The organism is Nocardioides jensenii JCM 1364 = NBRC 14755 (genome assembly GCF_001552535.1).
Taxonomy (GTDB): Bacteria; Actinomycetota; Actinomycetes; order Propionibacteriales; family Nocardioidaceae; genus Nocardioides; species Nocardioides jensenii.
The window spans coordinates 58,775-82,080 of sequence record NZ_BCRJ01000024.1 but is presented as its reverse complement, the minus strand read 5'-3'; the positions used below and the strand labels follow the sequence as shown (position 1 = coordinate 82,080).

At 69.3% G+C, this 23,306-nt stretch carries 24 protein-coding genes; 17 read left to right on the top strand and 7 right to left on the bottom strand.

Going from position 1 to position 23,306, the window contains the following annotated elements:
- Positions 1-69: 69 nt before the first annotated feature.
- From NJ4_RS07480 to NJ4_RS07470, 3 genes are read right to left on the bottom strand one after another with little or no spacing between them, the layout of a single operon-like run.
- Positions 70-924, bottom strand: coding sequence for a fructosamine kinase family protein (locus tag NJ4_RS07480; protein ID WP_067432449.1), 855 nt, complete (start codon positions 922-924; stop codon positions 70-72).
- Positions 921-1,424 carry a low molecular weight protein-tyrosine-phosphatase gene (locus tag NJ4_RS07475; RefSeq protein WP_067432446.1) on the bottom strand — a complete coding sequence of 168 codons (504 nt, stop codon included), beginning with the start codon at positions 1,422-1,424 and terminating at the stop codon, positions 921-923. The genes NJ4_RS07480 and NJ4_RS07475 overlap by 4 nt, the downstream gene beginning before the upstream one ends.
- Positions 1,424-1,798, bottom strand: coding sequence for a phage holin family protein (locus NJ4_RS07470; RefSeq protein WP_067432443.1), 375 nt, complete (start codon positions 1,796-1,798; stop codon positions 1,424-1,426). The genes NJ4_RS07475 and NJ4_RS07470 overlap by 1 nt, the downstream gene beginning before the upstream one ends.
- A gap of 47 nt (positions 1,799-1,845) precedes the next feature.
- Here NJ4_RS07470 and NJ4_RS07465 point away from each other — a divergent pair, with 47 nt between their 5' ends.
- From NJ4_RS07465 to NJ4_RS07455, 3 genes are read left to right on the top strand one after another with little or no spacing between them, the layout of a single operon-like run.
- Positions 1,846-2,436: a VanZ family protein gene (locus NJ4_RS07465; protein ID WP_067432440.1), complete on the top strand. Its 591-nt coding sequence runs from the start codon at positions 1,846-1,848 to the stop codon at positions 2,434-2,436.
- 5 nt (positions 2,437-2,441) lie between these two features.
- Positions 2,442-3,518: a histidinol-phosphate transaminase gene (hisC, locus tag NJ4_RS07460; RefSeq protein ID WP_067432437.1), complete on the top strand. Its 1,077-nt coding sequence runs from the start codon at positions 2,442-2,444 to the stop codon at positions 3,516-3,518.
- A 57-nt stretch (positions 3,519-3,575) separates the two neighbouring features.
- Positions 3,576-4,577, top strand: a complete 1,002-nt coding sequence (locus tag NJ4_RS07455) for a glutathione S-transferase family protein (RefSeq protein WP_067432434.1) — start codon at positions 3,576-3,578, stop codon at positions 4,575-4,577.
- Between the two features lie 45 nt (positions 4,578-4,622).
- Here NJ4_RS07455 and NJ4_RS07450 read toward each other — a convergent pair whose 3' ends face one another.
- A complete protein-coding gene (locus tag NJ4_RS07450; RefSeq protein WP_067432431.1) occupies positions 4,623-5,162 on the bottom strand; it encodes a TetR/AcrR family transcriptional regulator in 540 nt (179 codons plus the stop codon).
- Between the two features lie 88 nt (positions 5,163-5,250).
- On the opposite strand from NJ4_RS07450, the gene NJ4_RS07445 reads away from it, so the two are divergent.
- The 6 genes from NJ4_RS07445 to NJ4_RS07420 all read left to right on the top strand — a co-directional run bounded on the left by NJ4_RS07445 (position 5,251) and on the right by NJ4_RS07420 (position 12,094).
- On the top strand, positions 5,251-6,771 hold the full coding sequence (locus NJ4_RS07445) for an MFS transporter (protein ID WP_245644497.1): 1,521 nt from the start codon (positions 5,251-5,253) through the stop codon (positions 6,769-6,771).
- Between the two features lie 103 nt (positions 6,772-6,874).
- A complete protein-coding gene (locus tag NJ4_RS07440) occupies positions 6,875-7,210 on the top strand; it encodes an ArsR/SmtB family transcription factor (RefSeq protein WP_245644496.1) in 336 nt (111 codons plus the stop codon).
- A complete protein-coding gene (locus tag NJ4_RS07435) occupies positions 7,210-8,136 on the top strand; it encodes a cation diffusion facilitator family transporter (protein WP_067432425.1) in 927 nt (308 codons plus the stop codon). Before NJ4_RS07440 ends, NJ4_RS07435 begins: the two co-directional genes overlap by 1 nt.
- Positions 8,137-8,204: 68 nt before the next feature.
- The gene (locus NJ4_RS07430) at positions 8,205-9,020 is read left to right on the top strand and encodes an ABC transporter ATP-binding protein (RefSeq protein WP_067432422.1); all 816 of its coding nucleotides are present in this window, start codon (positions 8,205-8,207) and stop codon (positions 9,018-9,020) included.
- Between the two features lie 28 nt (positions 9,021-9,048).
- Positions 9,049-10,035: an ABC transporter substrate-binding protein gene (locus NJ4_RS07425; protein ID WP_217996795.1), complete on the top strand. Its 987-nt coding sequence runs from the start codon at positions 9,049-9,051 to the stop codon at positions 10,033-10,035.
- Between the two features lie 10 nt (positions 10,036-10,045).
- Entirely contained in the window at positions 10,046-12,094 is a 2,049-nt protein-coding gene (locus NJ4_RS07420) for an iron ABC transporter permease (protein WP_067432418.1), read from the top strand.
- A gap of 28 nt (positions 12,095-12,122) precedes the next feature.
- Here NJ4_RS07420 and NJ4_RS07415 read toward each other — a convergent pair whose 3' ends face one another.
- Together NJ4_RS07415 and NJ4_RS07410 are read right to left on the bottom strand one after the other, a co-directional pair.
- Positions 12,123-13,061: a hypothetical protein gene (locus NJ4_RS07415; protein ID WP_067432415.1), complete on the bottom strand. Its 939-nt coding sequence runs from the start codon at positions 13,059-13,061 to the stop codon at positions 12,123-12,125.
- Positions 13,061-13,456 carry a hypothetical protein gene (locus tag NJ4_RS07410; protein ID WP_067432412.1) on the bottom strand — a complete coding sequence of 132 codons (396 nt, stop codon included), beginning with the start codon at positions 13,454-13,456 and terminating at the stop codon, positions 13,061-13,063. Before NJ4_RS07410 ends, NJ4_RS07415 begins: the two co-directional genes overlap by 1 nt.
- A gap of 264 nt (positions 13,457-13,720) precedes the next feature.
- Between NJ4_RS07410 and pdhA the strand changes: the two genes are divergently transcribed.
- The 3 genes from pdhA to NJ4_RS07395 are packed head-to-tail and all read left to right on the top strand — an operon-like array spanning position 13,721 to position 17,373.
- Positions 13,721-14,872 (top strand): pyruvate dehydrogenase (acetyl-transferring) E1 component subunit alpha, encoded by a 1,152-nt coding sequence (gene pdhA, locus NJ4_RS07405; protein ID WP_082748274.1) that lies wholly within the window; start codon positions 13,721-13,723, stop codon positions 14,870-14,872.
- A complete protein-coding gene (locus NJ4_RS07400) occupies positions 14,872-15,855 on the top strand; it encodes an alpha-ketoacid dehydrogenase subunit beta (RefSeq protein ID WP_067432409.1) in 984 nt (327 codons plus the stop codon). The genes pdhA and NJ4_RS07400 overlap by 1 nt, the downstream gene beginning before the upstream one ends.
- 3 nt (positions 15,856-15,858) lie before the next feature.
- Positions 15,859-17,373 (top strand): dihydrolipoamide acetyltransferase family protein, encoded by a 1,515-nt coding sequence (locus tag NJ4_RS07395; RefSeq protein ID WP_067432407.1) that lies wholly within the window; start codon positions 15,859-15,861, stop codon positions 17,371-17,373.
- Between the two features lie 98 nt (positions 17,374-17,471).
- Here the strand turns inward: NJ4_RS07395 and NJ4_RS07390 are convergent, their stop codons facing one another.
- Positions 17,472-18,410 (bottom strand): TauD/TfdA dioxygenase family protein, encoded by a 939-nt coding sequence (locus NJ4_RS07390; RefSeq protein WP_067432404.1) that lies wholly within the window; start codon positions 18,408-18,410, stop codon positions 17,472-17,474.
- A 151-nt stretch (positions 18,411-18,561) separates the two neighbouring features.
- Here NJ4_RS07390 and NJ4_RS07385 point away from each other — a divergent pair, with 151 nt between their 5' ends.
- From NJ4_RS07385 to NJ4_RS07365, 5 genes are all read left to right on the top strand, one after another.
- Entirely contained in the window at positions 18,562-19,473 is a 912-nt protein-coding gene (locus NJ4_RS07385) for a serine/threonine-protein kinase (protein WP_067432401.1), read from the top strand.
- Entirely contained in the window at positions 19,463-20,443 is a 981-nt protein-coding gene (locus NJ4_RS07380; RefSeq protein ID WP_067432399.1) for a DUF2804 domain-containing protein, read from the top strand. The genes NJ4_RS07385 and NJ4_RS07380 overlap by 11 nt, the downstream gene beginning before the upstream one ends.
- 121 nt (positions 20,444-20,564) lie before the next feature.
- The gene (locus NJ4_RS07375) at positions 20,565-21,614 is read left to right on the top strand and encodes an ABC transporter substrate-binding protein (RefSeq protein WP_067432396.1); all 1,050 of its coding nucleotides are present in this window, start codon (positions 20,565-20,567) and stop codon (positions 21,612-21,614) included.
- 1 nt (position 21,615) lies between these two features.
- On the top strand, positions 21,616-22,461 hold the full coding sequence (locus NJ4_RS07370; RefSeq protein ID WP_067432393.1) for an ABC transporter ATP-binding protein: 846 nt from the start codon (positions 21,616-21,618) through the stop codon (positions 22,459-22,461).
- The gene (locus NJ4_RS07365) at positions 22,454-23,293 is read left to right on the top strand and encodes an ABC transporter permease (RefSeq protein WP_067432390.1); all 840 of its coding nucleotides are present in this window, start codon (positions 22,454-22,456) and stop codon (positions 23,291-23,293) included. The genes NJ4_RS07370 and NJ4_RS07365 overlap by 8 nt, the downstream gene beginning before the upstream one ends.
- Positions 23,294-23,306: the final 13 nt, after the last annotated feature.

Here is a 23,306-nt window from a genome sequence, read left to right as displayed (position 1 = left end):
CAAAGAGTCCTGAGGCGTGGCTGAGAAACCAGCGGATCGCGTGGGGAGGCTGACCGAGAGCGGGGGCGCTCAATAGCGCGCCGCGACGCCGGCCGCACGGGCGCCGTACCCGCCCCCGAACATGCAGGCGTGCACCAGCAACGGGAAGAGCTGGTGCAGCCCGAGACGGTCCTCCCAGCCGTCGGCCAGCGGCTGGGTCTCGTGATAGGCATCGAGGACGCGCGGCAGGTGGGGCATGCCGAAGAGGGAGAGCATGGCCAGGTCGACCTCGCGGTGACCGGCATAGGCAGCCGGGTCGATCACGTGGATGACCCCGTCGGTGCCCCACAGCACGTTTCCGTTCCACAGGTCGCCGTGCAGCCGCGCCGGTGCCTCGGTGGGCACCAGGTCACCCAGGCGGCCGACGAGCGACTCGATGGCGCCGGCGCCCGACTCGTCGATCGCGCCGCGGTCGCGGGCCACCTTGAGATAGGGCAGCAGCCGGTTGGTGGCGTAGAACTCGGCCCACGTGTCGGCGGGGGTGTTGCGCATCGGCAGCTTGCCGATGAAACCGTCGTGCGCTGCACCGAACGTGTCGGCGCCCGTCGCGTGGGTCCGCGCCAGTGCTCGTCCGAACGCCACTGCCGCGTCAGGGATCTGCTTGCCGGTCTCGACGAACGGGATGATCAGGCAGTCCTCGTCGACCGCGAGCACCTCGGGAACCGCGACTCCGTCGGCCTCGGCCAGCCAGCGCAGGCCCCGCGCCTCGGCGGCGAAGAAACCCGGCGGCGGGTGCACGTGGGTCTTCATCAGGGCCGAACGGCCGTCGGAGAGCTTGAGCCGGGTGGCGGTGCAGATGTCGCCGCCGGCCACCGGTGCGGTGGCGACGACCGGGCCGCCGAGCAGTTCCTCGGCCTTGCGGGCCGTGGCGGAGTTGCGCGTCATGTCGGGACGACCTCCTGGTTCACGGCCTCGGTGAAGGCGCGGGCACTGCGTTCGACCATGGCGAGCACGTCGCGGAAGCCGTCGTCGCCGCCGTAGTAGGGATCGGGGACGACACCGTCGCCGGGCTGCGGGTCGAAGTCACGAAAGAGACGCAGTCGCTCCTCGGGAACGCCGAGGTCGCGCAGGTTGCGTCGGTTGTCGTGGTCCATGGCCAGCACCAGGTCGTACGCCGTGACGTCCGCAGCGCCGAACTGTCGGGCGCGGTGCCGGGTGGGGTCGTAGCCGTGGTCGCGGAGCACCGAGGCCGAGCGCGGGTCCATCGGCCGGCCGACGTGGTAGTCAGCGGTGCCGTAGCTGTCGGCGTGCACGTGCTCGGCGAGGCCGGCATCCCCGAGCCGGGCGTTGACCACCACGTCGGCGATGGGGGAGCGGCAGATGTTGCCGAGGCAGACCAGGGCGACGCGGTACTCGCCCGGCGTGAGCGGGGCGGGGAGCGCCATCAGTCGTCCTCGAGCACGACGGCGCGGACCAGGCCACCGACCAGGGTGATCACGATGGCGCCGAAGAGTGCGTTCCAGAACCCGTCGACGTGGAACCCGATGTCGACCTTGTCCGCGATCCACGCGGTCAGCAGGAGCATCGCCGCGTTGATCACCAGGAGGAACAGCCCGATGGTCACGATGATGAAGGGAATCGAGAGCACCTTGACCACCGGGGCGACGTACATCGTCACCACGCAGAGGATCAGGGCGACCAGCAATGCCGGGAGGATCTTGGCCTGCCAGTCGGCTCCGTCGAAGCGAATCCCGTCCAGCAACCACGCCGCGGCGGCCAACGCCACGGTGTTGGTCAGGAGCCATGCGAGGAACTTCACGCCGCCAGCGTACTCAGCAGGTCCCAGTCGCTTGTAGCCTCTGCGGCGTGGACGAGTTCTCGGGGACCGGAGCGATGCTGCTCGGAGCCGTGGGCTCGGCAGTGCTGTTCGGCCTGCTCGCGCTCGCTCTGCTCAAGCCGCTCGGCTGGGTCTCGGCCTTCTCCATGGCCGGGTTCCTGTGGGCGATCACGGTGATCGGGCTGGTCACGCTCGTGCCGTTGAACCCGATCGACCTGGCCATCCCCGAGGAGAGCCGGATGGCCACGTGCTCGTGGGACGTGGGCGGTCCGGCGCCCGAGGGCTTCTGGATCCTCGAGTCCGGGCAGCGGACCCTGAACACCGCGCTGTTCGTTCCGGCCGGCGCCCTGCTGGTGCTCTCGGTGGCACGCTGGCGGGCCGGGTGGATCCTCACGCCGTTGGGGCTGGTCGCGCTGGCGGCGTACTCCGCGGTGATCGAGAAGGCCCAGCTCGAGGTGGCCCGTATCGACCGGGCCTGCGACCTGACCGACATCGTCGACAACGTGACGGGGGCGGCGTTCGGCGTGGGTCTCGGCCTGGTCCTGATCGTGATCTTCCAGCCGTGGCGGCACAAGCACCGCAAGCGCCACCAGCGTCGGCAACGCAACCCACTAACCTGACGGGCATGACCGCCTCGACTCCCCAGCCCCGTGCGAACGTCGGCAACATCCCCGCCTACGTTCCCGGGAAGCCGCCCGTCCCACGCGCCGACTTCACGACGTACAAGCTGAGCTCGAACGAGAACCCCTACCCCCCGCTGTCGGGCGTGGTCGAGGCCGCGATGGGTGTCGTCGGGCAGATGAACCGCTACCCCGACATGGGCTGCACCGCGTTGTACGCCGCCCTGGCCGAGCGCTTCGACGTGCCCGTCGAGGACCTGTCCGCGGCCACCGGATCGGTCGCGCTGATCTACCAGATCCTCCAGTCGTTCTGCGACCCCGGCGACGAGGTCGTCTACGCGTGGCGGTCCTTCGAGGCCTACCCGATCGCGGTCACTGCCGCCGCCGCCACGTCGGTGCAGGTGCCCGTGACCGCGACCGGCGAGCACGACCTCGGCGCGATGGCCGAGGCGATCACCGACAAGACCAAGGTCGTCATCGTCTGCACGCCGAACAACCCGACCGGCCCGGCCGTCACCCAGACGGCGCTGCTCGAGTTCCTGGCCAAGGTGCCCTCGCGAGTTCTGGTCGTGGTCGACGAGGCGTACGTCGAGTTCGTGCGCATGGACGACGCCGTCGACGGGTTGGCGGTCTACCGCGACTTCGACAACGTGGTGGTGACCCGCACGTTCTCGAAGGCCTACGGGCTGGCGAACTTCCGGGTCGGCTACGCCGTCGCCCGGGCACCGATCGCCGGCGCGCTGCGCGCGGTCTCACTGCCCTTCGGTGTGTCCGGAGTCGCGCAGGCCGCGGCCATCGCCTCACTCGCCGCCGAGGAGCAGTTGCTGCAACGGGTCGACTCCCTCGTCGGTGAACGGGACCGCGTGCTCGCGGGAGTCCGCGCGGCCGGGTGGGAGATCCCCGAGCCGCAGGGCAACTTCGTCTGGTTCACCTTGGGGGACAGGACCGGAGACTTCGCGGCAGCAGCCGACGAGGTGGGCATCGTCGTCCGCCCCTTCGCGGGCGAGGGCGTGCGTGCGAGCATCGGCGAGCCCGAGGCCAACGACCGCCTCATCGACCTGGCCGGCTCCTTTCCGCACTGACCTGGTCAGGACCTCGCCCGGTATGGTTGAAGGAGCAACTTTCTCCAGGAGGCACGCGTGAACGACGACCAGACAGCGGCGTACGTCGAGCAGGGCAAGGAGTTCTCCCGGGACATGAACTACATCCCGGACCGGATCCTTGCCGGAGCGCGTTCCGCGGACCCGCTCGACGACGAGTTCCCCAGCGGCAGCAAGGACAGTCCCCGCGAGGTGCAGGTGTGGCCGGTCGAGCCGAGGCGCTACCGGCTGGTCGCCGCGAAGGCGTGCCCGTGGGCGAACCGCGCGATCATCGTGCGCAGCCTGCTCGGCCTCGAGGACGTGCTCTCGCTCGGGATGCCCGGACCCACGCACGACAAGCGCAGCTGGACCTTCGACCTCGATCCCGGTGGCGTCGATCCGGTGCTCGGCCACGAGCGGCTCCAGCAGGCCTACTTCGCGCGGGTGCCCGACTACCCGCGCGGCATCACCGTGCCGGCGATCGTCGACGTGCCCACCAAGGCGGTGGTCACCAACGACTTCCCCCAGATCACCCACGACCTGTTCTTCGAGTGGCGCGACCATCACCGCCCCGACGCCCCGGACCTGTGGCCCGACGATCTGCGCGACGAGATGGAGGCCGTGATGAAGCGGGTCTTCACCGAGGTCAACAACGGCGTCTATCGGTGCGGCTTCGCCGGCTCGCAGGAGTCGTACGACGCGGCGTACGACCGGCTCTGGACGGCGATGGACTGGCTCGAGGAGCGGTTGACCGACCGGCGCTACCTGATGGGCGACGCGATCACCGAGGCCGACGTGCGTCTCTTCACCACGCTGGCCAGGTTCGACGCGGTCTACCACGGCCACTTCAAGTGCAACCGCAACAAGCTGACCGAGATGCCGGCACTGTGGGGCTATGCCCGCGACCTGTTCCAGACGCCCGGATTCGGCGAGTCGATCGACTTCGAGCAGATCAAGGCGCACTACTACGTCGTGCACCGTGACGTGAACCCGTCCGGCATCGTGCCGAAGGGCCCCTCGCTCGAGGGCTGGCACGCACCGCACGGTCGCGAGGCGCTGTAGGCGCGGAACACGGCGATTCTCCGGCGCCACACGCCGGGGAGTCGCCTACTTCGCCTTGAGCCGGTCGACCTGGTCGAGCAGCTGGTTCAGCGAGCGGGCGAATGTGCTGCGTGACCACTCCCCGGGCATCGAGGAGTGGTGGTAGAGGCCCTCGCCGACCAGCATGATCGCCTCGGCGGCGTGCCGGTCGCCCACCTCGGAGCGGATCAGGTCGAGCCAGGACGAGTGGACGGTCTCGAGAGCGCTGATCGCGGGCTGCCACGACGACTGGGCCAGCCGGACCATGGCGGTGTAGTAGGTGTCGAGGTCGCTGCCGCTGGTCCAGGACGTGCGCACGTAGTGACGTGACGGTCCCTCGGGGGCTTCGGCCATGATCACCAGATCGCGCGCGCAGGCCTCGCGGAACGCCTCGAGCGCGGCCTCGGCGAGCGCCTCCTTGCTGGGGAAGTGGTAGAGCACGCCACCCTTGGAGACCCCGGCCCGTGCCGCCACCGCATCGATGGTCGTGGCGCGTTCGCCGTCGCTGCGCAGCAGTTCGCAGTACGCCGCGAGGGCCGACTCGCGTGCCTTGGGGGGACGGGCCATGGGGTGACCCTACCGACCGCGGTGACGAGGCGGAGATCACCATGGAATCCCGTAGTAACTATACCGTCTGGACGGTACAGTTGTGCGGGTGACGATCTACCAGCTCCCGCTCGCTCCCGACCAGCTCTCCCGCCGTTCCCGGTGGGTGGCGTTGGCCGTGCTGATGCTGCCCGTGCTGCTGGTCTCGATCGACAACACCGCGCTCAGCTTCGCCGTGCCGTCGCTGTCCCAGTCCCTCGCGCCGAGTGGCAACCAGCTGCTCTGGATCATCGACGTCTACCCGCTCGTGCTGGCCGCGCTGCTGGTCACCATGGGCAGCCTCGGTGACCGGATCGGTCGGCGCCGGATCCTGCTGGGCGGAGCCACCGGCTTCGCGGCGGTCTCCGTGCTCGCCGCCTTCGCGCCGAGTGCCGGCTGGCTGATCGCCGCCCGTGCGCTGCTCGGGATCTTCGGCGCGATGCTGATGCCTGCGACGGTCTCGCTGATCCGCAACATCTTCACCGACGCCGCCGAGCGGCGCACGGCGATCGCGATCTGGATGGCCGGCTTCTCCGCCGGTGCCGCGCTCGGCCCGGTGGTCGGCGGCTGGCTGCTGCAGCACTTCTGGTGGGGCTCGATCTTCCTGATCGCCGTCCCGCTCCTGGTGCCGCTGCTGGTGCTCGGCCCGCGTCTGCTCCCCGAGTCGCGCGACCCCGATCCGGGGCCGGTCGACCCGGTGGGCATCGTCCTGGTCACGGTCGCCCTGGCCGCCTCGGTCTTCGCGATCAAGTCGGTGGCCACCCACGGGCTCGACCAGTTGACCGTGGTGGCGGCCGCTGTCGGCATCGCCTGCGGCACTGCCTTCGTGCGCCGGATGCTCCGTCGCACCAACCCGATGCTCGACGTGCGGCTCTTCGCCAACCCGGTGTTCTCGGTGTCACTGGTGGTGAACCTGGTCAGCATCTTCGCGCTGGTCGGCTTCATCTACTTCCTGGCCCAGCACCTGCAGCTGATCGCGGGTCACTCGCCCCTCGATGCGGCGTTGATGATGGTGCCCGGACTCGTGGTGACCGTGGTTCTCGGCCTCGGTGCGGTGCCGATGGTGCGCCGCTTCGGGGTGGCGCGGGTGATGGTGGCCGGCGTACTCCTCAACGCGGCCGGCTATGCGGCCGTCTCGGTGACGGGTCACACCGGCTCGGCGGCGGGGCTGCTGATCGGCTTCGTGCTGGTCTGTGCCGGGGTCGGCATGTCCGAGACCGTGTCCAACGACCTCGCCCTCGGTGCCGTTCCGCCGGCCAAGGCCGGTGCCGCCTCGGCGGTCTCGGAGACGGCGTACGAGATCGGCGCGGTGCTCGGCACCGCCGTCCTCGGCAGCCTGCTCAACCTGGCCTACCGCCAGGGCGTGGACGTGCCGGTGACGGTCGCCGGGGCTGATGCCGAGCACGCCCGCGCCACCCTGGGCGGTGCCGTCGAGGTGGCGCAGGGGCTCCCGTCCGCGTCGGCCGACGCGCTCCTCGCCTCTGCGGCGCAGGCCTTCGACTCGGGAGTCACGCTGACCGCGGCGATCGGCTCCCTGCTCTCCCTGGCGGTCGCGTTCGCGGCCCACCGGGTGTTGAGCTCACGCGTCTGACTCGACCCGTCGTGAATTCGGGCTGACCCGTCGTGAATTCGGGCTGACCCGTCGTGAATTCGGCGAACTGGCGACGGGTCGACGGGTGTGCGACTATATGCGCATGCACGCATATACCGATGAAGAGCTCGACGCCCATCTTCCGGTGGCCGTCGAGATCTTCTCGCTGCTCGCCGATGCGACCCGGGTGCGCATCGTCCTGGCCCTGCGTGACGGCGAGCAGTCCGTCGGCGTGCTCGCCGACGACGTCGGCAAGTCGCAGGCCGCGGTCTCCCAGCACCTCGCCAAGCTGCGGATGAGTCGGGTGGTGGCCACCCGCCAGGAAGGCAACCGGGTGTTCTACCGACTGGCCAACCAGCACGCCCTCGAGCTGGTCGAGGTGGCCTTCAACCAGGCCGAGCACGCGGTCGACGCCGTGGTCAGGCACCGGGACCGCTGATGGGCCACGGACACGGTCACGGCCACGCGGCCGGCCGTGCGGAGGACCGCAGGCGGCTCAGGATCGTGCTGCTGGTCACCGCCACGGTGATGGTGGTCGAGATCGTCGGTGCCTTCGTCAGCGGCTCGCTCGCGCTGCTGGCCGACGCAGGCCACATGGCCACCGATGCCGCGGCGGTCCTGCTCGCGCTCGGGGCGTCGTACGTCGCCACGCTGCGTCCCGGCCCGCGTTCCACGTTCGGCTATCACCGGGCCGAGATCCTGGCCGCCCTGCTCAACGCGTTGGTGCTGCTGGGCGTGTGTGGCTATCTCGCCTGGGCCGGCATCGGTCGGCTGGCCGACCCGACCGAGGTCGACGCGGGCCCGATGATCGGGTTCGCGGTCATCGGCCTGCTGGCCAACGCCGTGTCCATGGCGATCCTGAGCCGGGCCGACGGTGAGTCCCTGAACATGCGCGGCGCCGTGAACGAGGTCTTCGCCGACCTGCTCGGCTCCGTCCTCGCCGTGGCCGCGGGCATCGTCATCCTGACCACGGGCTTCGACCGTGCCGACCCGATCGCCTCCCTGGTGATCGCGGTGATGATCCTGCCCCGCTCCTTCGTGCTCCTGCGCGACTCCGTGCGCGTGCTGCTCGAGATCGCTCCGGAGGGCCTCGACCTCGAAGACGTTCGACTCCACCTGGCCGGGGTGCCTGGGGTGACCGACGTGCACGACCTGCACGCCTGGACCATCACCAGCGGCATGCCCAGCCTCTCCGCCCACGTCACCGTGACCGACGAGATCCTGGCCACCGTCGGCGTGGGTGGACTCCTCGACCGGCTCCAGGCGTGCGCAGCCACCCACTTCGACGTGCACCACGCGACCTTCCAGATCGAACCCGCCAGCCATCGCGGCCACGAGGACCTCGGCGAGGCCGGCTGCGACTGAGCGCAGTCCGACAGTCCGATGGTCGGACGACCTGTGCAGGTGAGTGAAGTTAGGTTAGCCTTGGCTTCATGAGTGACGGCACGGTCTTCTGCGGCGACGGTCTCGACCTGTCCTATTTCGACCGGACGGTGGTGCATGCCGCCTCGCTGTCCGTCGAGTCCGGCCGCGTGCACGCCCTGGTCGGACCCAACGGCAGCGGCAAGTCGACGCTGCTGCGGGCGATGGCGCGGCTGCACGCCGCGGACGCCGGCAGCCTGACCCTCGGTGACGAGTCGGTCTCCACGCTGAGCAGGCGCGAGTTCGCCCGGGTGATCACGTTGCTCTCCCAGAATCGACCGGTTCCCTCGGGGGTCCCGGTTGCCGAGGTGGTCGAGTTCGGCCGCCACCCCTACCGCGGCAAGTGGCGCGCCCGTGACCCCGAGGGTCCGGCCGCCGTCGGCTGGGCGATGGAGGTCACCGGCGTGGCCGACATGGCCACCAGGGGTGTCGACGAACTCTCCGGCGGTGAGCTGCAGCGGGTCTGGCTGGCCTGCTGCCTGGCCCAGCAGACCGACGTACTGCTGCTGGACGAGCCGACCAACCACCTCGACCTCCGCTACCAGGTCGAGATCCTCGACCTGGTGCGCGACCTGGCCGACGACCACGGGGTGGCGGTCGGGGTCGTGCTCCACGACCTCAACCACGCCGCGGACACCGCCGACCAGATCACCCTGCTCCACCGGGGCGTCATCCAGGCCACTGGATCCCCGAGCGAGGTCCTGACCTCGGAGCGTGTCTCCGAGGTCTACGGACTCTCCGTCGTGGTTCGCCGCGACCAGGCGACCTCCCGGGTCACCGTGCAGCCGGTGCACCGCACCGAGCGCCGGCTCCGGCAGTCCGCCTGACCCTCCCTCCCCGAAAGGCACAACCCACGTGAAGACCCTGCGCGGCCTCGTCCTGGCCGGTCTCCCCCTCGCCCTGGTGCTCTCCGCCTGCGGCACCACCGAACCCTCGAAGGACGACGAGTCCGAGTCGCAAGCGACGGGCGGTCCGGTCTCGGTCACCGACTCCCGCGGCACGACCATCCAGCTCGAGCACCCGGCCACCAAGGTCGTGTCGCTGGAGTGGATGCAGACCGAGACCCTGGTCAGCCTCGGTGTCATGCCGGTCGCCCACGCCGACGGCGACGAATACAACTCCTGGGTGGCCAACGCCCGGGTGGACGACTCGGTCAAGGACGTCGGCAAGCGCAGCGAGCCCAGCTTCACCGAGATCATGAAGACCGGTCCGGAGCTGGTGATCACCGACGCAAGCGGTCCCGAGGCGATCGTCAAGCAGCTCGAGAAGAAGGACGTCCCGGTGCTCGTGCTCGACACCGCCGACGGCTCGGGCCAGCTGGACCTCATGAAGGAGAACGTGCGCACCATCGCCGCGGCGGTCGGCAAGACGGAGGAGGCCGACACGATCATCGGCGACCTCGACGCCTCCCTCGAGGCCGGGAAGAAGGCGATTGCCGCCAGCGACGCCGCCGACGCGAAGTTCGCGATGGCCGACGGCTGGGCCGAGGGCGGCAACGTCACCATCCGGCTCTTCGGGAAGGGCTCGCTGATGTCTGACCTGGCCGAGGGCCTCGGCCTGGACAACGCCTGGACCGGCGAGGTGGACCCCGACTGGGGCCTGGGCACCACCGACCCCGAGGGCCTCACCACGCTCGGTGACGGCGTGCGCTTCTTCTACAACAGCCCCGTCGAGGCCGACGACGTGTTCGGCAACCAGCTCGAGAAGAACCCGATCTGGAACAAGCTCGAGTTCGTGACCAGCGACCACCTCTACCCGCTGGAGAAGGGTGTGTGGACCTTCGGTGGCCCCGTCTCGGCGCAGGAGTTCGTCGACCAGATCGTCGCCGACCTGACCGCGTGACCCACCGTTCGTGACCCTGCGCAGCTTCACCAGCCTCGCCGGGCTCGTCCTGGTGGCCCTCGCGGCCGGTGCCGTGCACGTGACCCAGGGCACCTCGGCGATCGGCTTCCACGACCTGCTCGACCTCGCCGTCGGGCGCGGGGACCAGCTGACCCGTGACGTGCTCATGGGCTCTCGGCTCCCGCGCCTGCTGGCGGGGCTGGTGGTCGGCCTGGCCGTCGGCGTCTCAGGGGCGCTGCTGCAGTCGGTCACCCGCAACCCACTCGCCTCGCCGGACACCCTGGCGATCAACGGTGGCGCCTGGTTCGCGGCCACCGTGGTGGCCGCCTTCGGGATCTCGCTGCCGCTCTTCCTCCAAGGGGGCATCGCCTTCGTCGGAGGCCTGGTCGGCGCGGGACTCGTCCTGACGCTCTCCGGGGGTGCCTCCGGGCCGGCGCGTCTGGTGCTCGCCGGGTCGGCGCTCGCGTTGGCGCTCGGCTCCATGACCGGCATGCTGCTCCTGCTCTTCGAGGAGCAGACCCAGAGCCTGTTCGCCTGGGGCAACGGCAACCTGGTCCAGATCAGCATCGACGCCCCGGCGCAGGGAGCCGTGGCGGTGACCGCGGTGGTGCTCGTCGCGATGTTGCTGTGCCGACGGCTCGACCTGCTCGCACTCGGCGACGACGCCGCCTCGAGCCTGGGCGTCAACGTGCGCCTCATCCAGCTGGTCGCCGTCCTCCTCGCCGTTCTGCTGGCCAGCCTGGCCGTCACCGTCGCCGGCCCGATGGGATTCATCGGGCTCTGCGCGCCGGTGCTGGCCAGGCTGTCGGGCAGGTGGGTCAAGGACGTGCACAGGCACCGGGTCCTGCTGCCGCTCTCGGGACTGATCGGCATCGTGCTGGTGGTGGTGGCCGACGTCCTGATGCGGCTCGTGCCGACCGGGGCGTTCGGGCCCGGCGTACCCACCGGAGTGGCGACCACGATGTTCGGGGCCATGGTGCTGATCGGCATCGCCCGCGGCTTCCGCCAGGGCGGCACCGTCCCGGAGGCACCCTCGGCCCGCTCGCGCACCGGCTCGCCGTTCCGCTTCACCGCGCTCCTGGTCGCCGGGCTGTCCGTGCTCCTGGTCGGAGCCACGCTGCTCGGGCTGCTGGCCGGTCGCGGGTGGACGCTCATGGGGGAGGACCGCCTGCTCCTCGGCGACGTGGTCAACTGGCTCTCCGGCAACGCCGGGCCACTCGTGCACTACACCCTCGAGGAGCGGGTGCCGCGCCTCCTCGCGGCCACGTTCGCCGGCGCCGCCCTGGCCCTGGCCGGCTGCGCCACCCAGGCGGTGTGCCGCAACCCGCTGGCCGAGCCGGGTCTGCTCGGGGTCACCGCCGGCGCCGGAGTCGGCGCGATCACCTGCATCGCGTTCGCAGGCGTGACCGCGCTCTGGCTGATCAACATCTCCGCGGTGGTGGGGGCCGCGGTCGCGTTCGGCATCGTGTACGCCGTCTCCTGGCGCGGAGGCCTCGACTCGATCCGGCTGGTGCTGGTCGGGGTCGGTGTCGCCGCGCTCGGGCAGGCGCTGATCGCGTTCATCCTGATCAGTTTCAGCCCCTACGACACCCAGCTCGCCCTGACTTGGCTCAACGGCTCCACCTACGGCCGCACCTACGAGCAGGTCGTCCCGCTCGTCATCGTCGTGCTGGTCGCCGTGCCGATCCTGTTCCGGCACCGCAACGACCTCGACGTGATGGCCCTCGACGACGACACCCCGCGGGTGCTCGGACTCTCCCTGGAGCGGACCCGACTGACCCTGCTGGTCACCGCGGTCGTGCTCACCGCGGCCTCCGCGTCGGCCATCGGTCTGGTCGTCTTCACCGGCCTGGTCGCCCCGCACGCGGCCCGGGCCGTCGTCGGCTCGCGTCACGTCCGGGTGCTCCCGGTGGCGATGCTGCTCGGCGCGATCCTGGTCAGCCTGGCCGACACGTTCGGCCGCAACGTGATCGCCCCCGACCAGGTTCCCGCCGGCATGGTCACCGCACTGATCGGTACGCCGTACTTCGTCTGGCTGCTCTGGCGCTCCCGGGCCTGAAGCTGCGGCCCGGACAGCTCGGGCGAACTCAGCTGAAGGTGCCCCTCTTGTCGCGGATGTTGCCCGGCTTGGACAGCGATGGCCGCTCAAGGTAGTACTCCATGGCCTTGCGGCTGACCGCCCCGGCCACGGAGGTCAGTTCGTCGTGCAGCTCGCTCTCCTTCTGCTCCACGGCCTCCTTCACCTTCCGGAGGTCGTCGCGCATGTCGGAGATGATGTGGCTGGGGTCGCCCGGGAGACCCTCTTCCTTCGGGAGGAGGCTTGCCAGCTGGGCCACCGCTCCGGTGGCCGTGAAGACCTTGACCGTGCTGCCGAGCCCCGGAAGGGCGAACCCGGCAAGCGTGGTGAGCGCATTCAGGACCTTGCCGGCTGATCCTCCACCCTCACCGCTGCCCTCGCCGGAGAGTCGGCTCAGAGCCTTGTGTGCCACCTGGTCCACGTCGACCTGGGCCCGTTGCCAGATGCCCTGCTCGGCCCGCAAGGCGTTCAGGAGCACCCAGGCGAGAGCCCACTGGTGGCCGGTCTTGTCCCCCAGGTGAGCCAGGTACAGACGGAACTCGTCGGCGGCGTCGCCCTTCCAGCTGGCCAGACGCACGTCGCTGAGGCTGTTGATGTGCCCGTCCATCCCGTTCGGCGGGATCGACTCCTCGGTCGTCGGGTCGATGGTGGCAGTCACGGACAGGCGTTCGACCACCTTCTCCATCTGGGTGATGGCGGGGTCGAAGGCCTCGGGGTCCGGCATCTGGGTGAAGTCGCTGAAGTCATTGAGGACATCTCCCCATCTGAGGTGCACCTGCGTCACCGTGTCGCTGGGTCGCGGGCCGTAGGGCGAGCCCACGTCGGCCATCGGCATCTCGGGGTACTGCCATTCGGACCCGTCGAGCCAGAAGCCGTAGCCGCGCAGCTCGTTCGAGATGGCCAATCGGTAGATGTCTCCGACGTGTACGGACATCTCGTCCCAGCTCATCAGTCGTCTCCGTGGGTGTGTGCGGGGTCGATCTTGCTCTCGGGAGTCCTGGCTTCCTTGTCGATCTCGGCCCGGACGTCGTCCAGGTTCGCCCGGATCGCGTCGTCGGTGGCGGCGTAGTTCTCGGCGCACTTCACCAGGTTCGCGCCGGCATCGATGAGATCCCTCTCGGTCCTGCCGATGAAGCCGCCGAGGTCCTCGGCCAGATCGCTCCAGGCCTGCCATGGCCCGTGGCTGGAGTAGCCGATGCTGCCCGCCCTGCTGAAGGCCCACTCCAGGGTGGGACCGGGCAGGTGCTCGCGGGCCGAGGTGAACCGTGTCGCGATGTCGGGAACCTCGACCACGCCCGCGTGATAGAGCTCCTCGACTCCGGCGACGAACTCTTCCGTGGCCATGTGTCTTCTCCCTGTCGTCAACGTGCATCAGATTGAGTTGTCGACTCATGCCCGCCCGAGGACAAGGCAAACGCCGGATTGGCGGCGGTGCCGACTGGACGGGTACCTTGTGAGAACGGCAGTGTGTTGCCCGTCACAGACGGTTCCGCGCGCCGGTTAGCCCGTTCTCGGGTCCGTCCCACCACCACTGGAGCGGCCCCGAAGCGTTGTTCCCACACCCGGCCCCGGTGACCCCGCAGGCCGGCGAAGAGAAGGAGTGCCCACGTGTCCCAGGCAGAGTTCGGACCAGACCTCGTCGAGGTCTTCGGTCCCTCACAGCAGGACGGCGGCCCTGAGCTCGTCCAGCTCCTGACCCCCGAAGGGGAGCGTGTCCACCACGCAGAGTTCGACATGGACTTCAGCGCCGAGGAGCTGCGCGGCTTCTACCGCGACATGGTCCTCACCCGGCGCATCGACACCGAGGCCACCGCGCTCCAGCGGCACGGAGAGCTCGGCATCTGGGCCCAGCTGCTCGGCCAGGAGGCCGCCCAGATCGGTGCCGGACGTGCCCTGCGCCCGCAGGACTACGTCTTCCCGACCTACCGCGAGCACGGCGTCGCCTGGTGCCGCGGGGTCGACCCGCTCGACCTGCTCGGCCTGTTCCGCGGGGTCGACCACGGTCGCTGGAACCCCGCCGACAACAACTTCGGGCAGTACACCATCGTGATCGGCGCCCAGGTGCTCCACGCCACGGGCTACGCCATGGGCATGCAGCGCGACGGCGTCGTCGGCACCGGTGACCCCGAGCGCGACGCGGCCGTGATCGCGCACTTCGGCGACGGCGCGTCCTCGCAGGGCGACGTCAACGAGGGCTTCATCTTCGCCGCCTCCTACAACGCTCCGGTCGTGTTCTTCTGCCAGAACAACCAGTGGGCGATCTCCGAGCCGATCGAGCGCCAGACCCGCATCCCGCTCTACCAGCGTGCTCTCGGCTTCGGTTTCCCCGGCGTCCGGGTCGACGGCAACGACGTGCTGGCGACGTACGCCGTCACCAAGGCCGCACTGCAGCGCGCCCGCGAGGGACAGGGGCCGACCCTGATCGAGGCCTACACCTACCGCATGGGTGCCCACACCACGACCGACGACCCGACCCGCTACCGGCTCTCCGCGGACGTGGAGCACTGGAAGCTCAAGGACCCGATCGCCCGGGTGGAGGCCTACCTCAAGCGCAACGGCCTGGTCGACGACGGCTTCCTCGACACGGTCAAGGTCGAGGCCGACGAGCTCGGCGTCCGGCTGCGTGAGGGCTGCAAGGCGCTGCCCGACCCCGACCCGCACGCGATCTTCGACTTCGTCTACGACGAGATCCCCGCCGAGCTGGCCGAGCAGCGTGATGCGTTCGCGGCCTACCACGCCGGATTCGAGGAGGCGCACTGATGGCCACCCAGAAGATCACTCTCGCCAAGGGCCTCAACATGGGCCTGCGCAAGGCGATGGAGGACGACCCCAAGGTCCTCGTCATGGGTGAGGACGTCGGCCGTCTCGGCGGTGTCTTCCGCATCACCGACGGCCTGCAGAAGGACTTCGGCGAAGACCGGGTCATCGACTCGCCGCTGGCCGAGTCCGGCATCGTCGGCACCGCGGTCGGCATGGCGATGCGTGGCTACCGCCCGGTCGTCGAGATCCAGTTCGACGGCTTCGTCTACCCGGCGTACGACCAGATCGTCTGCCAGGTCGCCAAGATCCACTTCCGCTCCAAGGGCAACACCAAGATGCCGATGGTCATCCGGATCCCGTTCGGTGGTGGCATCGGCGCGGTCGAGCACCACTCGGAGTCGCCGGAGGCCCAGTTCGCGCACACCCCCGGCCTCAAGGTGGTCGCCTGCTCCAACCCGGTCGACGGCTACTGGATGCTCCAGCAGGCGATCGCCTCCGACGACCCGGTGATCTTCCTCGAGCCCAAGCGCCAGTACCACGCCGACAAGGCCGAGCTGGACGACTCGATCGCCCCCGAGCCGCTGTTCACCTCGCGGGTGGTCAAGGCCGGCACTGACCTGACCCTGCTGGCCTACGGTCCGACGGTGAAGACCGCGATGAAGGCGGCCGAGGCCGCCGCGACCGAGGGCAAGTCGATCGAGGTCATCGACCTGCGCACGCTCTCACCGCTCGACATGGGCCCGGTCCTCGACTCGGTCCGTCGCACCGGCCGCGCCGTGATCACGCACGAGGCACACGTCAACCTCGGCATGGGCGCCGAAGTGGCCGCACGGATCACCGAGCAGTGCTTCTACAACCTCGAGGCGCCGGTGCTCCGTGTCGGCGGATTCGACACCCCCTACCCGCCGTCGCGGATCGAGGAGGACTACCTCCCCGACCTCGACCGGGTGCTCGACGCCGTCGACCGATCCTTGGAGTTCTGAGAAATGGCTGAGTTCAAGCTGCCCGACGTCGGAGAAGGCCTCACCGAGGCCGAGATCGTGGCCTGGAAGGTCAAGGTCGGCGACGTCATCGAGGTCAACGACATCATCGTCGAGATCGAGACCGCCAAGTCGCTGGTCGAGCTGCCCTCACCGTACGCCGGCACGGTGCTGGCGCTGCTGGCGCCCGAGGGCGAGATGATCCCGGTCGGCACGCCGATCATCTCGGTCGGCGACCCGAACGAGACGCCCGCCCCGGCCGCCCCCGCGGCGCCGTCGGCCGAGGCGCCCGCCCGTGACATCGGCGAGATCGACCTCTCCAACCCGGCCGCCAGTGGCGGTGGCGAGGGCGAGAGCCTGGTTGGCCGCATGAAGGCCGAGCGCGGCCCGGTGCGTCGACCGCGCAAGGGTTCGGCCTCCCCGTCGACGGAGTCGGCGGCCGCCACCCAGATGCAGGTGCAAGGGGCGTTCGCGCCCGGTGGTGCCCAGTCCGACCCGGTGATCGAGGCCGACGAGCCGGCGGTGCCCTCGCAGTCTGCTCGCACCCCGCAGTTCGAGACCCCGGCCTTCGTGCCGGCCTCGGCGACCGAGCCCGGTGCGGTTCGTGCCCTCGCCAAGCCGCCGGTGCGCAAGCTGGCCAAGGACCTCGGCGTCGACCTGACGTCGCTGCGTGCCACCGGCCCGAACGGCACGGTCACGCGTGACGACGTGCACGCCGCGGTTGATCTCGCTGGTCGAGCAGGCCCGAGGGACGAGGGCCGTGTCGAGACGCGCTCTGGTCTCGACACGCTCGCTGGCGCTCGCTACTCGTCCAACGAGGGGCTTGAACGGCGCGAGCCGATCAAGGGCGTCCGCAAGATGATGGGCCAGGCGATGGTGAACTCCGCGTTCACCATCCCGCACGTCACCGAGTGGATCACCATCGACGTCACCTCGACCATGGAGTTCGTCGACCGGCTCAAGAAGCGTCGCGAGTTCAAGGACGTCAAGGTCTCGCCGCTGCTCGTGCTCTCGCGTGCGGTGATGCTGGCGATGCGTCGTACGCCGGAGATCAACTCGTTCTGGGACGAGCCGGCCGGCGAGGTCGTGTTCAAGGACTACGTGAACCTCGGCATCGCCGCGGCCACCCCGCGCGGCCTGGTCGTGCCCAATGTCAAGGGTGCCGAGCAGCTCTCGCTGCTCGAGCTCGCCGAGGGCCTCAACGCGCTCACCAAGACCGCGCGCGAGGGCAAGACCCAGCCGGCCGAGATGAGTGGTGGCACGTTCACGATCACCAACGTGGGCGTCTTCGGTGTCGATGCCGGCACGCCGATCATCAACCCGGGCGAGTCCGCGATCCTGTGCTTCGGCTCGATCAAGAAGAAGCCCTGGGTCGACGCGGACGGCGAGCTCTGCGTGCGCGACGTGACCACGCTCGCGCTCTCGTTCGACCACCGTCACGTCGACGGAGAGAAGGGCTCGACCTTCCTCGCCGACGTGGCCGGCATCCTCGAGGACCCGGCCAGCGCGCTGCTGTTCTGAGTCGCAGCGGACCTGCGCAGACATGGCCGTGGATCACAGTCACCAGGTGACTGCGATCCACGGCCTTGTTGCGTCGGAGCCCCTCACCGGGGCGCCGGTCAGCTGACCAGGGCGCTGACGTCGGAGAACGAACCCGCGTCACCGGTGATCGGGATGCTGCGGCGTCCGTCGATGCCCACGGGAATGTCGCCGGCCACCGTGATCCGGCGTACCTCACGCGGCTGCGTGTCGAAGTCGGCGACGGCGTAGTGCTGGGTGGCGCGGTTGTCCCACATGGCCACGTCGCCCTTCTGCCAGGTCCAACGGATGGTGTTCTCCAGCTTGGTTACCCGGTCCTGGAGCAGGTTGAACAGGATCGCCGACTCCTTCTGGTTGAGGCCGACGAACTTCTTCACGAAGTGGCCCAGCACCAGTGAGCGCTCGCCGGTCTCCGGGTGCACGCGGACGACGGGGTGCTCGGTCTCGAACGTGGTGGAGACGAAGTCGGAGCGGCTGAACTGCTTGTCCTGCTGATCGACCACGACACCGTTCTCGGTGTGCTCGCCGTAGTCGTAGTCGTTGGTGTGCACGGCCCACAGGTTGTCGACCAGGGCGCGCAGAGACGTCGGGAGGGACTCGTACGCCGTCACGGTGTTGGCCCAGTTCGTGGTGCCGCCGTACTCCGGGATGACCACGCCCCGCAGGATGCTGATCGCCGGGATCCGGTCGACGAACGTGACGTCGGTGTGCCAACTGTTGGCGGCCATGCCCTTGTCGGCGGTCAGGGTGAACACGCGGGCGCTGCCGGTGTTGACGGTCGGGTGGGCGGTGGTCAGCGAGCCGAGCTGCTCGGCGAAGGCGATGTGGCCCTTGTCGTCGAGGTGCTCCTGGCCGCGGAAGAAGACGACCTTGTGCTCGAGCAGGGCGGCCCGGATCGTCGCCACCGTCTCGTCGCCGAGGTCGGCACCGAGGGTGACGCCGTCGATGCGAGCGCCGATGCGGCCGCCGAGCTTCTGGACTGTGAGCGCGGTCTGCGGCCGGGTGATGCGGATGTTCATGAAGTCCTCCTGAGGGCGTTGGTTGTCACCACGGGGTCTCTCGTCCTGCGTATAATGTAGTAAGTCACTATACTCACTCCGAGTAAGTACTCCACGCGACCTGAGTACGCGTGCGGATGTGGCCCGTGACCGTTTTCACGAGGGTGGAGTCATGTCCGCAACCCGCGTCTCTGTCGCACGACCGGCCGCCGCAGCCCTCGACACCTCCGCCCTCGGGCCGGGCTCGCTGCTCGGCGAGTTCCGGATCGAGCGCACGCTGGGCCACGGCGGCATGGGCGTGGTCTTCGAAGCCACGCAGGTGTCGCTGGATCGCACGGTCGCGCTCAAGGTGATGTCGACCCGGCACGCGGACGACCCGGTGATGCGGGCCCGCTTCGTCCGCGAGGCGCGTGCCCAGGCGGGGCTGCAGTCGCCGCACGTGGTCCCGGTGATCGGCCACGGCGAGCAGGACGGTCTGCTGTGGACCGCGACCCAGTTCATCGACGGCGGCGACCTGGCCGCAGCTCTTCGGGCCCACGGAACCCCTGACCGGGCGCTGGCGCTCGACCTCGTCGTGCAGGTCGCGTCGGGTGTCGCCGATGCGCATGCGGCCGGGTTGGTGCACCGGGACATCAAACCGGCCAACATCCTGCTCGGCCGCCGTACGAGCCGCCTGCATGCGTGGATCGCCGACTTCGGCATCGCCCGTACGCCGCACTCGGAGCTCACCGAGACCTCCGGGATGCTGGGGACGGCCTCCTACATGGCGCCGGAGCTGCACCACGGCGTCGAGGCCAGCACGGCCAGTGACGTCTACGCGCTCGGTTGCCTGCTCTGGGCGTTGCTCGTCGGCGAGGCGCCGTATTCATGGAGCACCGGTGACTACCAGCTGATGACCGCGCACATCACGGCCCCGGTGCCCGAGCTGGACGGTGACGACCCGCAGGTTGCCGCGCTCAACAGGGTCCTGCTGCGGGCGATGGCCAAGGACCCGGCGGAGCGGTTCGCCAGCGCCGCGCAGCTTCGTGACGCGGTGCGTTCGCTGGTGTCGTTCGCTGGGGCACAATCGGCGGGTGCCTCGTGAGCTGACGGAACCCATCGACCTGTGCCTGCCTGACGGCACTCTCGACCCGGCGGCGGTCGGGTGGTCCCGGACTCCGTTGCATCACGCCAACCTCCAGGGGTGGGGCCGCAACAAACGCTGGGAGTACTGGGGGATCGTCACGCCCGTCCTCATCGTCGGAGTCGTGGTCTCCTCCTTGGACTACGCGGGAGTGCACAGCCTCTATGTGTTGGATCGGCGGACCGGTCGGGAGTGGGCGCCCGAGGTGGTGGTCCCCTTCGCGCGCGGTGTCGTGCTGCCCGAGGTGAGCGGTTCCGGTCCGGTGCGCGGCGTCGGGCGCGGCTTCGAGATCGGGCTCGTCCAGGACTCGGGCGGGGTGACACTCAAGGCCGCGGCGCCGGAGCTCGAGCTCGATCTCCGGATTCCGGCGGTGCCCGACCGTGACTGCCTGGCCGTCGTGGTGCCGTGGAGTGCCCGGAGATTCCAGTACACCGTCAAGGACGTGGGCCGACCGGTCAGCGGCCACATCCGGGTGGCCGGCACGACGTACGACGTGTCGCCGGCGGACTCCTTCGCGGTGCTGGACCACGGTCGGGGCAAGTGGCCGTACTCGATGCGGTGGAACTGGGCGGCCGGGAGCCGTCCGGGTGGCGACCTCGCCATCCAGCTCGGTGGCGCGTGGACGGACGGCACCGGCCAGACCGAGAACGGACTCTTCGTCGACGGACGACTCCACAAGATCCACGAGGATCTGCGCTGGGTCTACGACCGCGACGACTGGATGGCGCCCTGGCGGATCGAGGGGAAGCGGGTCCAGGTCGCCTTCACCCCGTTCCACGAACGGGTCGCGAAGTCGAACCTCATGATCGTGGCCGGGGAGACCCACCAGTGTTTCGGGCACTTCACCGGCTGGGCGAGCACTGATGAAGGTGAGCAGGTGAGCCTCGACGGCCTCACCGGTTGGGCCGAGGAGGCCCACAACCGTTGGTGACCTGACCCTCCACCCGGACAGGCGCGTTGTCTCATGCACCGGGAGATTCAACGCTTTTACATGTAAGTACAGTAAGTTACTCAAGTACATGTAGAACCGAGCGTTGGAGGGAAGAGCAGGGATGAACCGAGGACCGCACACGACTCCGTTCGCGATCGTGCTCGCGACCCTGCTGTCGCTGGCCATGCTCAGCGGCTGTCAGGCACTGGGTGCGACCAGTGAGCGCACCGACGCGGAGGCGCTCACGATCCGCTATCACTCGGGGCCCGGCCTGATCAACCACCTCGAGCTCGCCGACGCCCTGGGCTACTACGACGGCACCGGCATCACGCTCGAGAATCTCGGCCAGGTCGCCGGTGGACCGGAGCTGCTCCGCTCGCTGGCCACCAACCAGAGCGACCTGGCCATCGGTCCCTTCCACGGAGCAACGGCCCGGGTCGTCTCCACGGGAGTCGAGCTCAAGGCGGTGGCAGCGACGTACGGCTCGACGAGGAAGAACCGTCAGGGCATGGAGGTGATGACCCCCGAGGACTCGGACATCCACTCGGCCAGGGACCTGATCGGCGGCAGCGTCGCGGTGAACACCCTCGGCGCGAACGCTGAGGCCGTGGTCGACACCTGGCTGACCTCCGAAGGCCTCAGCCAGGACGAGATCGACAAGGTGACCCTGGTGCCACTGCCGGGCATCAACACCGAGGCGGCGTTGCGCTCCGGCAAGGTGGACGCGGCGGTCCTCAACGGAGCACCCAAGGAGTTCGCGTTGAAGAACGGCGGGCTCCGCTCCCTGGCCGCGGACGTCGACCTCATGGGCGACTACAACGGTGGCTCCTACACGCTGCGCACCTCCTTCATCGACGAGCACCGGGGGCTCACCCGCACCCTCGTCGCGGGCATCGCCAAGGCGATCCACTTCGAGCAGACCCATGAGGCCGCCGAGGTCCAGCGGGTCATGGGCGCCTGGCTGAAGGACCACGGGCGCGGCGACGAGGTCGAGTCGCTCATGAACTGGCGGGGCAGCGGCATCGCCACACCCGGTGGCGTGCTGAGGGACGAGGACTTCGACGCCTGGATCGACTGGCTCGACGCCGAGGGGCAGATCGACGTCGACAACATCGACATCTCCGACCTCTACACGAACGAATTCAACCCCTACGCGAAGCGGAGGAACTGAGATGAGCAGCAGCATCGACCTGATCGATGTCGGACAGGTGTTCGCCGTCCGGGGCAAGGACGACGGCAGGCAGCAGGACTTCGTGGCCCTCCAGGGTGTCGACCTGCACGTCGAGGCCGGCGAGTTCCTCTCCCTGGTGGGCCCCAGCGGCTGCGGCAAGTCGACCGTCCTCGACCTGATCGCCGGGCTCTCGACACCCACGTCGGGTCGGCTGCTGGTCGACGGTGAGCCGATCGACGGACCCGGCCTCAACCGCAGTGTGGTCTTCCAGCAGTACACCCTGCTGCCGTGGCGGACCGCCCTCGGCAATGTCGAGCTGGCCCTCGAGGCCGCCGGCGGACTGAGCCGACGTGAGCGATCCGACCGTGCCCGGGAGTACCTCGACCTGGTCGGCCTCTCGGAGTTCGCGACCCGCTACCCCCATGAGCTCTCCGGCGGCATGAAGCAGCGCGTGGCCATTGCCCGGAGCCTGTCCCACCAGCCCGAGGTGCTGCTCATGGACGAACCCTTCGGCGCCCTCGACGCCCAGACCCGCGAGCACCTGCAGGAGCAGCTGCTCGAGATCTGGGCCAGCACCGGGACCACGGTCGTCTTCATCACCCACGACATCGAGGAAGCCGTCTTCCTGGGTCAGCGGGTGGCCGTGATGAGCGCCCGGCCCGGACGCATCGCCGAGATGATCACCGTCGACCTGGATCGTGACCACCTCGCCGACCAGGACATCCGCTCCACGCCGGAGTTCGGTCACTACCGCAATCAGATCTGGTCACTGCTGCGGCAGGGCGAGCTGGGGAAGCGACGTGCCGCCAACCGGAACACCCAGGAAGAGGTTGAGTCCGTTGCCTGATCTGCTCACCGAGAAGGCCACTCCCGGCCTCAACCCGCGCCAGGCGGAGGCGGCCCAGGTGCGCCAGTCCTCGCCCGGCCGAAGGCGCGTGATCACATTCTCGCGAGGGCTGGTCGGCCTGCTGGTGCTGGCCGCCGTCTGGGAGATCACCCCGCGCCTCGAGCTGTTGAACCCGATCTTCGTCCCGCCGCTCTCGGAGGACCTCAAGGCCCTGTGGCGGCTGATCGAGACCGGCGAGCTGTGGAAGCACCTGAGTGCCAGCCTGATCCGTTCGGGCGCGGGCTTCGGCCTGGCCCTGGTCACCGCGATCCCGCTGGGCACCGCGATCGCCTGGTACACCCCGGTGCGCGAGCTGACCACCCCGGTGCTCGAGGTCTTCCGCAACACCGCGGCCCTGGCGCTGCTCCCCGTCTTCATGCTGGTCTTCGGCATCGGGGAGACCTCGAAGATCGCGATCGTGCTCTTCGCCTGCTTCTTCCCGATCCTGCTCAGCACCATCGGCGGCGTGCAGAACGTCGACGTCCAGCTGCTGCGGGCAGCCCGGGTGCTCGGGCTGTCGCCGATCGAGACGTTCCGCAAGATCGTCTTCCCGGCGGCCGTGCCCACGATCTTCACCGGCATCCGGATCTCGGGTGCGGCCGCGATCCTGGTGCTGATCGCCGCCGAGATGATCGGCGCGACGGCGGGTCTCGGCTATCTCATCAACTACTCGAACAACAACTTCCTGATCCCGCAGATGTACGCCGCCATCATCGCGACGACCGTCGTCGGCCTGCTGATCAACTTCGCCCTGGTCACGTTGGAGCGTCGTTTCCAGCGTTGGCGCGCCTGAACCACCGAACAGG

Bases quoted from the DNA above. Each gene is read 5' to 3' on its own strand.
- NJ4_RS07480 (WP_067432449.1), bottom strand. From the start codon at position 924: ATGACGCGCAACTCCGCCACGGCCCGCAAGGCCGAGGAACTGCTCGGC.
- NJ4_RS07475 (WP_067432446.1), bottom strand. From the start codon at position 1,424: ATGGCGCTCCCCGCCCCGCTCACGCCGGGCGAGTACCGCGTCGCCCTG.
- hisC (WP_067432437.1), top strand. From the start codon at position 2,442: ATGACCGCCTCGACTCCCCAGCCCCGTGCGAACGTCGGCAACATCCCC.
- NJ4_RS07450 (WP_067432431.1), bottom strand. From the start codon at position 5,162: ATGGCCCGTCCCCCCAAGGCACGCGAGTCGGCCCTCGCGGCGTACTGC.
- NJ4_RS07440 (WP_245644496.1), top strand. From the start codon at position 6,875: ATGCACGCATATACCGATGAAGAGCTCGACGCCCATCTTCCGGTGGCC.
- NJ4_RS07435 (WP_067432425.1), top strand. From the start codon at position 7,210: ATGGGCCACGGACACGGTCACGGCCACGCGGCCGGCCGTGCGGAGGAC.
- NJ4_RS07430 (WP_067432422.1), top strand. From the start codon at position 8,205: ATGAGTGACGGCACGGTCTTCTGCGGCGACGGTCTCGACCTGTCCTAT.
- NJ4_RS07415 (WP_067432415.1), bottom strand. From the start codon at position 13,061: ATGAGCTGGGACGAGATGTCCGTACACGTCGGAGACATCTACCGATTG.
- NJ4_RS07410 (WP_067432412.1), bottom strand. From the start codon at position 13,456: ATGGCCACGGAAGAGTTCGTCGCCGGAGTCGAGGAGCTCTATCACGCG.
- NJ4_RS07400 (WP_067432409.1), top strand. From the start codon at position 14,872: ATGGCCACCCAGAAGATCACTCTCGCCAAGGGCCTCAACATGGGCCTG.
- NJ4_RS07395 (WP_067432407.1), top strand. From the start codon at position 15,859: ATGGCTGAGTTCAAGCTGCCCGACGTCGGAGAAGGCCTCACCGAGGCC.
- NJ4_RS07390 (WP_067432404.1), bottom strand. From the start codon at position 18,410: ATGAACATCCGCATCACCCGGCCGCAGACCGCGCTCACAGTCCAGAAG.
- NJ4_RS07385 (WP_067432401.1), top strand. From the start codon at position 18,562: ATGTCCGCAACCCGCGTCTCTGTCGCACGACCGGCCGCCGCAGCCCTC.
- NJ4_RS07375 (WP_067432396.1), top strand. From the start codon at position 20,565: ATGAACCGAGGACCGCACACGACTCCGTTCGCGATCGTGCTCGCGACC.
- NJ4_RS07370 (WP_067432393.1), top strand. From the start codon at position 21,616: ATGAGCAGCAGCATCGACCTGATCGATGTCGGACAGGTGTTCGCCGTC.